Raw genomic sequence first — 14,814 nt, forward strand, 5'->3', positions numbered from 1 at the left:
TGACCACCTATTCCAGCCCCAAATGGACAAAGATTCCAATTTAAAATGACCAGTCATTCCGATAAATGCTGGTCATTTGATTTTTTTATATGATTGTTATTTGGATAAATCTAATTGATCATATAAGTCGATTTTTTCCGCATGGATTCCCCTGTTAATGTAATAGGATATGATCGGTGAATAATGCGATCTAATATAGCGTCAGCAATGGTCGCCTCAGAAAATAAATCATGCCAATTTGCAACAGGATACTGACTAGTTATCATCAGACCTCCAACACTAGATTGCTTGTCAATAATGTCCAGTAACACAGGGCATATCTGTGGTAGCAATTCACCTATGCCAAAGTCATCAATGATTAACAAATCCACCTTGCAATATTTTTGCTTAACCTTGGCAATACTACCATCAGCGATTGACAAAATGATATCTTCATACAAATCAGCAGCTTGAACAAACATCACTTTTCTTAAATTGCGGCAAGCATGATTACCCAAGGCACAAGCCAGCCAAGTTTTACCCGTGCCAGTAGCTCCTACAATAATGACACCTCGATGTTTATCTATCCATTCATCTTCCAATAAATGCGAAATGGCATCAGGGTTTAATCTTTTACTACTATAATCCATATCTTCAATTCTGGCTTTACTGTAGCGAAATTTGGCATTTTTGATTAATTTATTGACATAATTATTATGTCGTTGATTAATCTCATGCTCCAACATGCCATCAATGAGTTGCGCTGTACCAATTTGAGGATTGCTTGGCGTTAGATATTGAGCTTCATAGTAATTGGCAGCATGGCTAAGTTTTAACTGTTTGAGTTTAGATATTATTTTGTTGTTAGACATACTTATCTCCTAGATTGAAATCGTGTTGTATTGATTTGCATAGTAACTTGAGCCACGGATATTTTCGTGTGTTTGATTTTTAGAAAACACAACATCTAACTCTTCCATGGTTGGAACAATCAGATGATTATTCTTTTGATAAACTTTGTTTTTAAATACCGAAACAATTCTGTCAATCGCATTGATATTAAGTTTTTGTATATAGTCAAATCCCTGTTCGATTTGCAAGGCTGGAACTTTGTTTTCAAACAGATATCGCTTTAATTGATTAAGCTTTTTAAGATTGTTGGCATATCCTGATTTGTTACTCAATATCTTTTGAATGACGAAACTGATTTGCACACCGATGCTTTGCGCCCAAGCAACCAGTCTGTCTGGTTGCATCTCATCTTGTAGTTGATGATTTCTTGGCATGTGTTCATTTAAGATGCTATTGCCTGATAGGATACGTGCATGGCTGGCAATCAATTCTCTATTTAAGTACAGATCAATTGTCCGATCTGTCATTTTAGCATCGACATATTGACCAATAAACTGATAAGGTACGGAATATCCAATACCTTCCAAGGTTACTGTATAAAACTCAGAAACTTTAAGATGATAGGTCCATTGGCATACTTCGTATCCTCTACCAGGTAGTGGATTAAGAAATTGCTGATCGGTCTTACTAAAGCAAGTGTAGCGACTCTCTGGATAGCGCTTGGTTGTTTTTGTATTTAAAATAACAAGTTCTTGTGCAAGCACATCATTCAATTCATCAAGATGGAAAAATTTACGGTTTCTTAATTTGGCCAAAATACCCATTTGCACAATGCGCACTGCTAATTCCGCCATAGACTTATCCTGAGGTTTTCTTGGACGCGAGGGAAAAATTATAATATTGTAATGATCAGCAAGCTCACTATAAGAGGCGTTTAGATGCACTCCAGTTTTATTATTGCTGATCACGGCAGATTTTAAATTATCAGTGATAAGCTTTTGAGGCACTCCACCAAAATAATCAAACATGCGAATATGACACATCTGCCAGTCATCAACCTTTTGTGAGGCGACAGCAGTGCAAAAGATGTAGCCTGATGCTGGCAATATACCGACAAATATTTGAGCATTGATGGCGACTTGACCTGTCTGTTCATTATAGATTGGCATTGTTTGACCACAAAAATCTACCTGTACCATTTCGCCAGCTTTATAAGTTTGTCGCTTACTTGGGCGTACAGTTTTCTTGTATTTGCGATACATCTCGCAAAACTGGGAGTAGCCGATGCCATCAGGATGAACGGCTTTAAATTCTTGCCATAGTAGCTCTAAAGTCACATTAGGCCGTGACATTTCTTGATCAATATATGCCCAATCAGGATGGGACTTGACATGCTTGGTCTTGTGTGGATTGTAGACCTTTTCAATTCCTAGCAGTCTACGCATTTCGAGGTCATTGACAGTCAGCAATTCATCAATATCCACCGTACAGTTATTGCATAATTGCCGTATTTTAGCCACTGTTGTTGGTGAAATCTTCTGATTGCGTGCAATTTCACGATTGCTTAGTTCTTGCTTGATTTGCCGTAGCACAGCACGGATGATTTTGTTAGCTATTTTCATAAGTTGCATTCTCATTGGATATAAATTAAGGGTTAATCTAAATTTTGAGGATTGCAAAACTCTTGAAAAGCTTGACATATCAAGCCTTTCAAGAGATAATACATATGTCTCTACCTAAAAGACATTTTGTATCAACACCCCTGATTGCCGTCAGGGGTGTTTTGCAATCAATGATTAAAAAATATTATAGCTCTACTTCATTAACTACTCCTTTTTTACATCTCAGTTTAAATATCACACATCTGCAAACAAATCAGCTCTCTTGTGTTATCTTTTTTTCTCGTCGAATCTTTTCTTCATTAATCAGCTTGGCAACAAAGCCAGACAATGACTGAAAGTCCTGCGCTGCTTGTTGTCTTGCCCATTCTTTTAATTCTGATGGAATTTTGGTGTTTAATTGCTCCATCGTCTGAGAGTCTAACATAATTACCTCTATATTTTCTTTTTACATCCAGGTTTCGTATGTTAATATAATAATGATACTTAAGTCAAGAAATTTTAATATTAAAATAATATTTTTAGTGACTAAATAATGCTATTTTATAGAGCATTGTATATAATAGGATGATTTAGTCAGTTGGGGTATAATATGAGTGCTGAAGTACAGGTTAACTTGCGTTTACCTATCGAATTAAAGGAGCGCATACACAATGAAGCTCGAAAAAATAATCGCTCATTGAATGCAGAGCTTGGAGATAGGTTGCAAAAATCTTTTGTTGGCCTGGATGATGCTCACTTTGACATACTTGATAAGTTAGAGGAATTAATTACAAGGCATCAAGCCTCCAGCAGAACAAAAAATATTGGAGATAAACTCAATAGTCTGCTGGGTGAATTATCTCATATCCCTAGTGCACCATACTTGACTCCAGCACTCATTGCTCACGATTTGGGCTTTGATAGAGCATCCATGGTAGAAAAGTGGTTTCAAGGTAGACTTGAACCTACCTTTGCACAACTAGATATGTTGGCGCATTTTTTAGGCGCTAGCCCTGAATGGCTAAGTTTTGACATAGGAGCGTGCTATCCTACACTATGCGCACCATCAATGTTTTCAGCGGAAAGTTTTGTGGAGTTTTGTTTTACGCCAGAGGAGAGCTTTAATGATGTTGAGCAAGTTCTTTTTATCAGAAATAATAGCGAAGCAGGAGAAGTACTGATTATCAAGCAATACAGCGTTAGACAAGCAAGAGTATTTGATACCAATATTCACTTAAGTCATGTGGTAGGTGTTACAGGTACTCGAGATCAGGCGGAGTTCGTTGCAGCTCTCAAAAATATTAAGCAAAGCGACAAAAAGCTAAAAACAATCAGTTATTTAATCAGCCCTGATAAGTACGAAAAGCTAATCAGAGGAGGTGAACACCCGCTGAAAGTCATTGGTAGGGAACCAGTTAGCTACTGGGCGGATGATATCTGGGACAAACAAATGTATTTGCAGCAAAAAGATAATGAATATTGGCAGGGGTGGAAAGATTTATGTATTGCGATTGATACTTATAAGGGTCGGTAATTGAAATTTAGTCCTGCATCGCACAATAGCACTACAGAGCCTGCGGCAAGTTTTGCAGTATTTAGGATTTTATTATAATCTGGTGTGCCTGGGCTGATTTCTCCTGAGTTGATTTTAGCTTGGATGTCATCATTCACCATCCAATCACCCACCATCTCACCGATAACAGCACCGACTGCTCCTGCTTCACAAGATTTGTCTTTGGCTTTGGCGGATAGACAGCCTGTCAGACCTGCGGCAAGTTTGTGAGAGAGGTTGTTGATGAGCTCATTTGTGGTGGCGATATCTAGCTTTGACAAGTAGCATAGGTGGACTAAGTCCACCCTACACGACTACCAAAGTACCCACAATCAGTCTTGGTCGGCTGATGATGTGTTCTTTTTGCTGGATTGCTGAAGTTTTGATACATCAACTGGAAACCTCGGGTTTTCCTCATCCCAAGGCACTTGATGTTCTGCAAAAATACGCTCCAAATGCTCGATAAACGGAACATTGATTTGCTCGGTATCAAAATCCTTAAAATATAACTCAATCAGCGAGCGACCTTTGGGGGTTAAGCTGGCTTCAGACACATACCAAATATTATCCTCATATGGAATGGAGTTGGATAACTGCATGCAAAAATCATCAATATTTTCATAGGTTGTCTCATGACATCTGGGGTCTTTTATAAGTACATCTGGATCAAAAATGATTATATCGCACATAACCAATCTATAAATTGCTTCCACGCTAAACTGCCAAGGACTAGGGTTTCCGACAGTCAATAAAAATGCACAACACAACCCATCATCAATTAACACATTTAAAAACCATTGAATACGCTCAGCATTAAGAGTGCTCATTTTCATAAATTATTCCTTGGGGAATTTGAGTTTTAAGTTTGTTTTACTGTTATGAGATTTATTTTTTGGCAAATTATGGATTTCTACCGTTGCCGTAGTTGGTAAAGTGTCTCTGCTTGCTTTGCCAGCAGGTCTATATACCACCCAGGCACCATCGGGAGTTTGCGCCCTCCAACACCCTTGGCAATTATTATTCATCATCGTAGCTCGGTAGGTTGGGTTGAGGTACGAAACCCAACAAAATCAAGGAGTTATATCATAATGCTAAGTTACACTATCGCTGGTTGTCTTATGAGCTATAATTAGCCTGAAGTCTATTTTATTATATAATCAAAACGATCTGCCCAGCCAAAACTCTCATCTTGCTCCTTAACTCTTTGTAAGACATTAATGATTTGGTAGAATACTGACGCGCCCATGAATTTTTTTGAATTTTCAGAATTATTCCAAATAATACAAACCGGTCTTTCCACCCCCCAGGAAAGCAAATCCCAAAGAGCATTAAGATTATACCCATAAAACTCTGTTACATCACACTGAATTGCCAAGGTTCTATGAAAATCTTTTTCAGTTTTAACAATATTACCATCAATCATAATTTGATTCATTTCCATCTACCTATAAAAGTTACAGATTGATAATGGTTTGTTGTAATATATAACAAACCATCGTTTGAATACAAGAGTCTTGTACCTAGTTGTTTTGATCTGGATATGGTATTTGTAAGACCAACATCCGCCTCATACCAGATTCTCCTAGGTGCATTAGGTACAACACTGGGAGTATTCCAAAAAATATCTCCTCCAATTTGCTTACCTGGGTTTGTGCTATTTAAAGCCTTTCCTGTTTGCCATCCATTTTTCCCCGCCTCAATTTTTGTAATGTAATGACTAGGCAACCTTCCATTTGAACGCAAGCTCTCAATAAGAGAGTTTGCTGCTTCAGTAGTTCTAAGATCCAAATTTAGCCTCATGCCACTATAAGAGCTGGTAGCATACCCATTTACATGGCTAATAGTGCCAGATAAACTTAGTTGATTGGTTGAGACTGCTTTCTTACCAATCGGCACAAACATTAAAGTTCCAGCCACAACCTGAAAAGAGCCTTGTCCTGTTTTTCCTTGTTTAACACTCTGAATGCCGCTTGCTATCATAGTGCTACCTGTGGCAATGCGAACAACATTCATTACCTTTCCAGGAGCTGCAAATACAGCATCGCCACCCAAAGATGCAACATCACTAACCTGCTTGTTTATATTGCGTTGTGTTGCAGCATTCCAAAAAATTTTCTCATATTCGCCGCCTGTACCCTTATTAAACAAATAATCATTTGGTTTGAGAGTTGCCCCAGGATAATTTGTTAGCATGGACTGCATATATGATAAGCTGTTACCACTCGCATAATAATAGTTTAGTATATCGCCTAAAGCTGTTAGTTCACTATGATTGAGTGATGATGGATTGTGGCTATATTTATCTATTAACCAATTTCCAACTTGGTCTAAAATAACTAGATTGGTTAATTCTTCAGCCTCAACCAAAGTCATTTTATATCGAAAAATAAAAATTAAATTCTTAAATAGATAAGACTTTATTTTTAAGAATATCTGTGCTAATATTCACAAAATATTACTGCTTTGTTGCTAATAATTGGCAAATTGGCAAGTATTTTGGTACATTAAGATTAGAATTTGGTAGTGTAAGATAGGTGTGCAATCATGAACCGTTTTTGTTATCGTGTGATTTTTAGCAAAAGCCTAGGCAGACTTGTGGTGGTTTCTGAAAAGACAAGATCGCAAGGCAAATCCGATAACTCAAGCATGGCCGGTAGTATGCCGGCTGCGTCATCACCTGTTGGTTTTGGTTTAAAGACTCTTACACTATCACTTCTGCTTGGGCTAGGCATGACCGCCCACGCCACCACCGTCATCGCTGATCCATCTGCCGATAAATCACTACAACCCATTGTTCTGCCTACCGCCAGTGGTGTTGTCTCTGTTAATATTGCTACCCCTAATGACAAGGGTCTGTCTAACAACCATTACAGCCAGTTTGATGTCGGCAGCACAGGCTTGGTTTTAAATAACAACCGTAAAGCGACAAATACCCAAATTGCAGGCTTTGTGGCAGCCAACCCTTTTATGGCTCGTGGCGAAGCTTCTACCATCTTAAACCAAGTCAATTCAAACCATCCAAGCCACTTGGGTGGTTTTATTGAAATTGCAGGACAAAAAGCCGATGTCATCATTGCCAACCCGTCAGGGCTTGTGGTGAATGGTGCTGGCTTTATCAATGCAGGTAATGTCCATCTGGCAGCGGCAAACAGTCAGGTTCATCAAGGGCAGTTGACAGGTTATGAAGTTGGTGTAGGTAATATTGCTGTTAATGGCAAATTAAACCTACAAAACACCGATTATGCCGCTTTAATTACCAAAACTGCCCAAATCAATGATGAGATTTATGCAGGTAATGTATTAGATGTTATTCTAGGTGAAAACCAAGTCAGTCTTCAAAATGGTGATTTTACCAAGCTTAATGCCACTAATAAACAAACCAGTGTATCATCCGCCAGTCAAACCACCAATAAAGAACAGAGGGGCGTTGCCCTAGACATCTCATCTTTGGGCGGTATGTATGCTGGTAAAATCCATCTGATTGGTACAGATAAAGGCTTTGGGGTCAATAACCAAGGGGGCATCACAGCAAATGGCAAAGGCGTACAGGTAGGCACTGGCACACTGACCCTAGATGCTCAAGGCAATCTTATTAATACTGGCATACTGTCTGCCAAAGACAAACTTGCCGTTAGCACCCATAATCATTCTGTCCAAAACGATGGCACGCTACTGAGTGAACAAGCTGACATCACCATCAATACAAAAGACCTTGAGAGCGCAGGCACCATCCACAGCACTCAGACCACCGCTATTGATGCTGCCGATACTTTAAACAATCAAGGCAGCATTTATGGTGGTGTTTTACAAATCACCACTGGTAAGCTTGATAACACAGGCAAACTTATTCAAACAGGCACAGGCAGCCTTCACATCAGCACAGACACCCTAACCAACAGCAATAAAGCCGTCATCGGTCAAAGTCTGTATGAGCAAACCACCCTTGATGCACCAAGCACGCCCAGCAGCGATCAAAGTGCTGGTACTATTGGTAGTGATTCTAAAGACAATACAACAGCCAACACTGCCAACTCATCAAACACTGTCACACCTGCAACCACAGACACAGCTCAGTCCATCCCAGTACCAAGTGCTGATGGTTTTATCACAGCCAAATCTTTGACCAATACAAACGATGAAGCACTCATCACAGCCACAGGCGACATTAGTATCACCGCCAATCAGACAAAGAACACCCATCAAGCATCCATTGATGCACAAACCTTAAACACCAAGACTCTTGCCAACACCGACAGTAAAATCGCTTTAGGTGACATTAACTGGCAATTAACCAGCTTTGACAACAGCAAAGGCGATATTAGTGCCAAAGATGGTATGGTGATTGACAGTGAATCTACCATCATTAACGCAGAGGGTAGTTTGACAAGCGGCGGTGATATGACACTTATCGCCAAAGACAACATCATCAATCAAGGTGGTAGTATCACTGCAAGAGAGCAAGCAGACATTGCTGCCAAAGAATTACAAAACGGCGGCAGCATCACGGCTGACACGCTGACCATCACCCAAGAAGTGGGCTACACTCATACGGATGATGACAAGCTCATTGCAAACAATCTTACGCTAACCACCGCTGGCAAGCTGGTAAACCAAAGCCAACTGACTGCCAATCAAGATTTGACACTGAATGCCAGTCACATTGACAATGCCCAAACAGGCAGTATGACAAGCGGTCATCTTGCACAGATAACCAGTCAAACTAACATCACAAACCAAGGCTTGATCAACAGTGAAAACACACGCATCAAAGCCAAAAACACCATCGATAACTTGGCTGGTGGCCGTATCTATGGCACACACCTTGCCATTACTGCCGACACCCTAAACAACACCCCAGCCAAAGCCAGTGATACCGACAGCCATCACACCGCCCCTGTGATTGCAGCCAGAGAGCGTCTGGATATTGGTGTTAACACATTAAACAACAACCCCAACCCTGACAGAGCGGGCAAATTTAACGAAAACTTCGACAGTCAAGCCTTAATCACAAGCCTAGGCAGCCTGCACATCGGCGGCAGTCTTGATGACAAGCATCAAGCTGCAGGCAAAGCACAGACGGTTGTTAACAAAGGAGCGACCATCGAATCTGGTGGGGAGATGGTGGTTAATACCAAAACCTTATTAAACACCAATGCTGACTTTAAAAAGCATAAGGTTGAAGTGGTAGAAGAATCCGTTCGTGGGCAAACGCTGTACCGCAACCGTGAGCAATCAGGGGCAGCTCCTGTCATTCAAAAAAGCACCAATACTGATGATTTGGGCAATAAACCCATGGCAGGATTGTTTGACTGCCCAGAGGGTAGCGACTGCATCATCAACTACGGCAATGATTCTGCCATCTGGTCGTACTTTAAAATTGAGCCACCCAAAGAGTCTATCCCAAGCATTAAAGCTCAAGATCTGTTAGATGAGCCTGATCTGCCAGAAAATGAAACCGCCGAAAGTTGTGCGCTGGCAGAAGCAAGCAACCAAGCTTGCACACAGTATAATGAAGCATTGGTCAATTATACCAAGGTCATGGGTCCTTTATTAAAATGGGAAGAGGATAATGCTGCATCCATCGAAGCGCTAAATTCAGCGATTCGAGAGTATAACCGTCAGTTCGTCAAAGACAAAAGCGATGTGGATTTGGCATTAAACATCTACACCACCGATGAAGCGTATTTGGGTCCAACCAGTAAAAAAGGTGCACCGACTGGTGCTTTATATGTCAAACAAGCAAACGGAAGCGACCAACGCGTTGGTGAAGAGATTGATGAGATCACTGTTGACTTTGTGGTCTATGAGGATAAAACCCTCACCTCTGACCCTGCTCGTATGGTGGCAGGTAATGATCTTATCATTCATGGCGATACCTTAATTAATGATAAAAGCCAGATAACTGCAGGTCATGGCTTTGCTGTCATTGGCGATACTGTCATGCAAACACCTGACAATGGCCTGTATGGTGAAAAAACCAAAGTCACGGAAAATGGTCGATATGTCAGCCGCACGGTTGAGTCATCTGCTGCAGGTCGCAGACATAAGCGTGTGGATATCGGCAGCGGCAGCTTTGTACAATCCTTTGCACCACTAGCAACTTACGAGCTCCCCATCCTAAATGCCACCATCAATACCACGCCAAGCAGCACAGGTATTGATAAACCAGCCACAGGCAATGATGCCTCTACCATCATCAAGGATGTGGGTGATGACACCATCACCTTACCAACTTCAGCCCTATACATCATCAACGCTGACGACCCAAATCAACCACTGGTTCAAACCGATGCCGCCTTCACCGATTACAAACAGTGGCTTGGTTCTGATTATATGCTAAAAGCACTACAATCAGACCCAAACCATATCCACAAACGCCTCTCTGATGGCTATGGCGAGCAACAGCGCATCAAAGATCAGTATTATCTACTGACAGGCAGACACATCAACACCGATTACCGCAGTAACGAAGAAGCCTTTAAACAGTTGATGGATAATGGCATCACTCATGCCAAACAGTTCGGCTACACACTTGGCACGGCACTCACGCCCGAGCAGATGGCAAATCTTACCACAGACATCGTCTGGTTGGTCAAACAGTCCATTACCTACACCATCAAAGACAAAGATGGCAATACCATCACCAAAACAGAAGAAGTGTTGGTGCCTAAGCTGTATCTGCGTTCTGCCAACATCGCCACAGGTGCGCTTACCCCTGATGGTAGATACAGTGCTGTCTCTGCCAGAAGCGTCAACATGCAGCTGACTGGCAACTTGGATAACAATGGTAATGTCATTGCCAAAGACACCATGAGCATCAAAGCAAATAATGTCAATAATACAGGCACCATTTATGGTAACTTTGTCGCTGTCACAGCAGATAACACCATTGCCAATCATGGCACCATGTATGCAAACAGTGCCATGAGTCTAGATGCAGGCAACCAAATCATCAACCAAAGTCTAACCACCACCCAAACAAACACACAAGGACAAAGTCACTCATCCAACACCGCCACCACACGCATCGCCACCATCAGTGTTGGTGAGGGCTTAAAAGACAAAACTGATGAAAACGGCGAACCATTAACCACCCTAAGTCTGCGTGGCAATCAGATCATCTATCAAGGTGCCACATCAGACAACGCAGGCGGCAATACCCAAATGACCGCCAAAAACGGCATTGACATCGGCACTGTTACCGTAAGCAATCACATCAGTGCGGTGGCAGATGACAATAATTACTTTAAGTACAGTCAAACTACCGATGTGGGTTCAAATATCACAAGTGCTGGTAACACCATCATCAGAACCACAGGTGAGTATGCAGACATTAACATCCAAGGCTCAAGCGTACAGTCGGAAGGTGTGACTGCTGTTAAGGCGACCGGTGATGTACGCATGGGTGAAGGTCGGCAAACACAGAGTGTAGAGAGTGAAAGTTTACACACCAATCGCCGCTTAACGGGCAGTAAAACCGAGCGGTCTAGCTTTGAGCAGCACAGCAGCACCAGCATAAAAAATCAGGTGGGCGGCAATCAAGTAGTCATCAGCGGTGTCAATACTACTTTGATGGCAACTGAAGTATTAGCGGATGGCGATATTCTTGTTAAAGCCGACAAACAGCTTAGCATTGGCTCTACCGCAGACAGTCTAAGTAGCCACAGTAGCGAGCAAACCACCAAAAAAGGCATATTTACCACCGCACCCGCCTCAGTGACCCTAGGCAAACAGCACACTCGTCAAGAAAACAGCCATGAGCAAGTCACCTACACAGGCTCATTGGTGGGTACAACAGGGGGTAACATCCGCCTTGAAGCAGGTGACGGGGTGGATGTCATTAACAGCGACATCATCGCTCAAAAAGATGAGACAGATGCCAATACAGGCAATATCTTATTTAAAGCACAAGCTGTCAATATCACAAGCCAAAACATCCAATCCAGCAATGAATCACACTTCTTACAAAAAACCACAGGGGTGACTGCCGGTGTTTCAAGCAGTGTTGTGAGTGATGTACAAAGCATTGAAAGCTTAAAAGACGCTGCCCAAGACACCGACTCTCGCCGTGCTAAGCTCATGGGGACTTTAGCAGCTGCATCTAAAATACGCACCCTTAATCAAAACTTGCAAGACGGCAAACTAGGCTCTGTCAGAGCCCAAGCTACCATCGGCAGTCAAAGCACCAAAAGCGACAGCCACAGCCATCAAGAGACCAATGACGCTGCCAACATTCATGCAGATGGCAATCTCATCTTTGATGTGTCAGGCAAAGGCGCTGACAGCACACTCACCATCACAGGTTCAAACATCACAGCTCAAGAAAACCTATACAACCGTGTTGAGGGCGATGTCATCTATCAAGCCTCAACCCAGACCAGCACCCAAGACAGCCAAAACAGCAGTAAAGGATGGGGAGCAGGTGTCTATGCCTCTGCCAATCTTGGCACCGATGGACTAAGCTCAAACTCCGCTGGCTTTACCGCTAATGCCAATAGAGCAAAAGGCAGTAGCCAAGAGATTGCCACAACCCACACCAATACCCAAGTCACTGTTGGCGGTACAACCGTCAATGACATTGGTGGCAGTCTTATCCTAGATGGTGCCAATCTTGATACCACATATCTAACAGGCACAGTAGGCGGTGATCTGATCGTCAAAAGCCGTCAAGACAGCTACCAATACACCCATGACCAAAAACAAATGGGCGGCAGTCTTGATGTCAGCTTCCAAGGCGTACCACAATCTGCCAGTATCAATGGCGGTAAAACAGACATAGACGCAAGCTATAAACAAGTCACCCACCAATCAGGCATCAAAACCAAAGAGTCCACCCTGTCTGTACAAGGGATGGGTAAATTCACAGGCGGCTATCTCATCACCGATGCAGGTAAAAACCAAACCCAGTTTGCCCAAGGTATCCAAACCCAAGACATTGAAAATCACCTAAGCTATGAAGGTGATGCCATCAGTGTCGGCATTGGTATCGGTGCAGACACCAGCAGTCCAGATGGCAAAGCAAAACCTGCCCTACAAGGCTTAGGCTATGGTACAATAGACCCAGTTAATAAAACTAGCACCACCCACTCTGCCATCACAGATCAGGCAGGGCTCTCCCACATCAACACGGAGAACTTCAACCGACAAGAAGTGCAAGATGAGCTAAATCAAATCATTACCAATGACTTTGATAAGGAGCAGGCGGCCAAAGAGTTAAATGCTCAGACAGTCATTACCACAGAGTTTGGGAGGGAAATACCTAAACAAATCGGCGATTATGCCCAAGACAAAGAGCTTGAACTACTGGCACAAGGCAATATTGAAGAAGCCAAAAAATGGGCAGAGGGTGGGATTTACCGTGTGGCATTGCATACTGCTGCAGGGCTGCTGGCAACTGGGACGATAGAGGGTACGCTTAGCACAGGAGCAGTAGCAAGTATTGCCCCCACATTTAACAAGCTACAAGCCAAACTGACAGAAAAACTCACTGAACAAGGTTTGGATGAAGACACTGCTAAAAATATCAGCAACTCTGCACTAACCCTTCTCATCATGGGAGTGGGTGCAAGCACAGGGCTTGATACCAGTAGCACAGCTTATGCGGTGAATACGGATGTGAATAATAGGCAGTTGCATCCAACTGAAAAGGAGTTGGCAAAATCTCTCTTTGAAAAAGCCAAACGAGAAGGATTAAAAACCGCTGATGGTGAGGAATATACATTGGAGCAATTTGAAGATGCTTTAAGGTTGGCAAATCATAGGGGTTATGGTGAAACTTATATGAGCAATATTCATGAAAGTTATTTTCAGTCTGGCAGGGGGGCAGCAAAGGTTATAATTTCTGCTGACAATGAAGATTTATTGGAAGATTTTGATTTGAAGAATCCTTATCGCAAATGGAGCCTGTTAAACCAATCCACCAAAGATGGTGTTACCACTTTTAATCTTATACAAAATTTGGGTAGTCTACACAAACCTGATGAAAATTTAATACGCTTTATCAAAGTCAATGATATACAAAATGATTATAGCTGGACAGATGGCTGGGTTCAGCCTTATAGACCAACGGTAGTCAATACATATGTCCCAAATAAAATACAAGCACCAATTTATCCAGAATATGCTAAAGATGCAAATAATGCAATGGTGATGAATCCTGATAATCCTATGATAGTTTCCTGCGCCATTCATAATACTAGGTATTGCAGAGAGATGAATCAAAAAGGAATGGAAGGTCTATCAAACACTTCTCATTTTATGCCTGGTATCATGAGCATCCCATTAAGAATAGTGACGGAGCCATTGGCTATCGCAACGAAAATAGAAAACGAAGGTTTTGGTAAAACTGTGGTTGGTCTCGGTGTGTCTGCAGCAACCGAAAGAGTGGTAAGAACTCCACAAACTTCAGCCATTGTTGATCAGATTGGTACGAATGATGCGATTACTAATGCGATATATGATAGCTGTATATCTCAAAATGTTAGAGGGGAACAGAAACATGAGTGTAAATAAAATCCTTATTGCTGCTCCTTTTGCTATAAGCATCATTGTATCAATTGAGTTAGATAAGAAATACTATTTTGATTTTTATGAATTTTTTATATTTTTATTTGTTTCATTGATGGTTTTTGTGAATATTTATGACTATGTTAATGGCAGGGATTTTTGGTCATTTGGAAATAAGCTAAAATCAAATGATAGCAAGCTATCAAGATTTTATTGGTTTTCTTTGATAATTATAGTTTATGCATTGGGTGTTTTTTATTTTTTATTTGAGGTTTAGCCCGTAGGCTTAGGTTAGCGACAGCGTAACCCAGCTCGTAGGTTGGG

At 41.8% G+C, this 14,814-nt stretch carries 10 protein-coding genes; 3 read left to right on the top strand and 7 right to left on the bottom strand.

All coding sequences use genetic code 11. The annotated features are described in order from the left end of the window. Nucleotides 1-110: 110 nt before the first annotated feature. The 3 genes from istB to LU290_RS07460 form a co-directional block, all read right to left on the bottom strand. The gene (gene istB, locus LU290_RS07450) at nucleotides 111-851 is read right to left on the bottom strand and encodes an IS21-like element helper ATPase IstB (RefSeq protein ID WP_277807977.1); all 741 of its coding nucleotides are present in this window, start codon (nucleotides 849-851) and stop codon (nucleotides 111-113) included. A gap of 9 nt (nucleotides 852-860) precedes the next feature. Continuing rightward, nucleotides 861-2,531 carry an IS21 family transposase gene (gene istA / locus LU290_RS07455; protein WP_277807978.1) on the bottom strand — a complete coding sequence of 557 codons (1,671 nt, stop codon included), beginning with the start codon at nucleotides 2,529-2,531 and terminating at the stop codon, nucleotides 861-863. Between the two features lie 175 nt (nucleotides 2,532-2,706). Then, nucleotides 2,707-2,877, bottom strand: coding sequence for a hypothetical protein (locus LU290_RS07460; protein ID WP_277807979.1), 171 nt, complete (start codon nucleotides 2,875-2,877; stop codon nucleotides 2,707-2,709). Nucleotides 2,878-3,042: 165 nt separating this feature from the next. On the opposite strand from LU290_RS07460, the gene LU290_RS07465 reads away from it, so the two are divergent. Next, complete coding sequence (locus LU290_RS07465; RefSeq protein WP_277807980.1) at nucleotides 3,043-3,966, top strand: Arc family DNA-binding protein; 924 nt, start codon at nucleotides 3,043-3,045, stop codon at nucleotides 3,964-3,966. Here LU290_RS07465 and LU290_RS07470 read toward each other — a convergent pair. From LU290_RS07470 to LU290_RS07485, 4 genes are all read right to left on the bottom strand, one after another. Beyond that, nucleotides 3,951-4,265, bottom strand: coding sequence for a hypothetical protein (locus LU290_RS07470; RefSeq protein ID WP_277807981.1), 315 nt, complete (start codon nucleotides 4,263-4,265; stop codon nucleotides 3,951-3,953). The genes LU290_RS07465 and LU290_RS07470 overlap by 16 nt on opposite strands. 51 nt (nucleotides 4,266-4,316) lie before the next feature. Then, entirely contained in the window at nucleotides 4,317-4,817 is a 501-nt protein-coding gene (locus tag LU290_RS07475) for a hypothetical protein (RefSeq protein WP_277807982.1), read from the bottom strand. 308 nt (nucleotides 4,818-5,125) lie between these two features. After that, entirely contained in the window at nucleotides 5,126-5,419 is a 294-nt protein-coding gene (locus LU290_RS07480) for a barstar family protein (protein WP_277807983.1), read from the bottom strand. Further along, nucleotides 5,416-6,357, bottom strand: coding sequence for a ribonuclease domain-containing protein (locus LU290_RS07485; RefSeq protein WP_277807984.1), 942 nt, complete (start codon nucleotides 6,355-6,357; stop codon nucleotides 5,416-5,418). The genes LU290_RS07480 and LU290_RS07485 overlap by 4 nt, the downstream gene beginning before the upstream one ends. 171 nt (nucleotides 6,358-6,528) lie before the next feature. Here LU290_RS07485 and LU290_RS07490 point away from each other — a divergent pair, with 171 nt between their 5' ends. Together LU290_RS07490 and LU290_RS07495 are read left to right on the top strand one after the other, a co-directional pair. Further along, entirely contained in the window at nucleotides 6,529-14,496 is a 7,968-nt protein-coding gene (locus LU290_RS07490) for a two-partner secretion domain-containing protein (protein ID WP_277807985.1), read from the top strand. After that, a complete protein-coding gene (locus LU290_RS07495) occupies nucleotides 14,483-14,767 on the top strand; it encodes a hypothetical protein (RefSeq protein WP_277807986.1) in 285 nt (94 codons plus the stop codon). The genes LU290_RS07490 and LU290_RS07495 overlap by 14 nt, the downstream gene beginning before the upstream one ends. Nucleotides 14,768-14,814 lie beyond the last annotated feature (47 nt).

The organism is Moraxella nasibovis (assembly GCF_029581575.1).
Taxonomy (GTDB): Bacteria; Pseudomonadota; Gammaproteobacteria; order Pseudomonadales; family Moraxellaceae; genus Moraxella; species Moraxella nasibovis.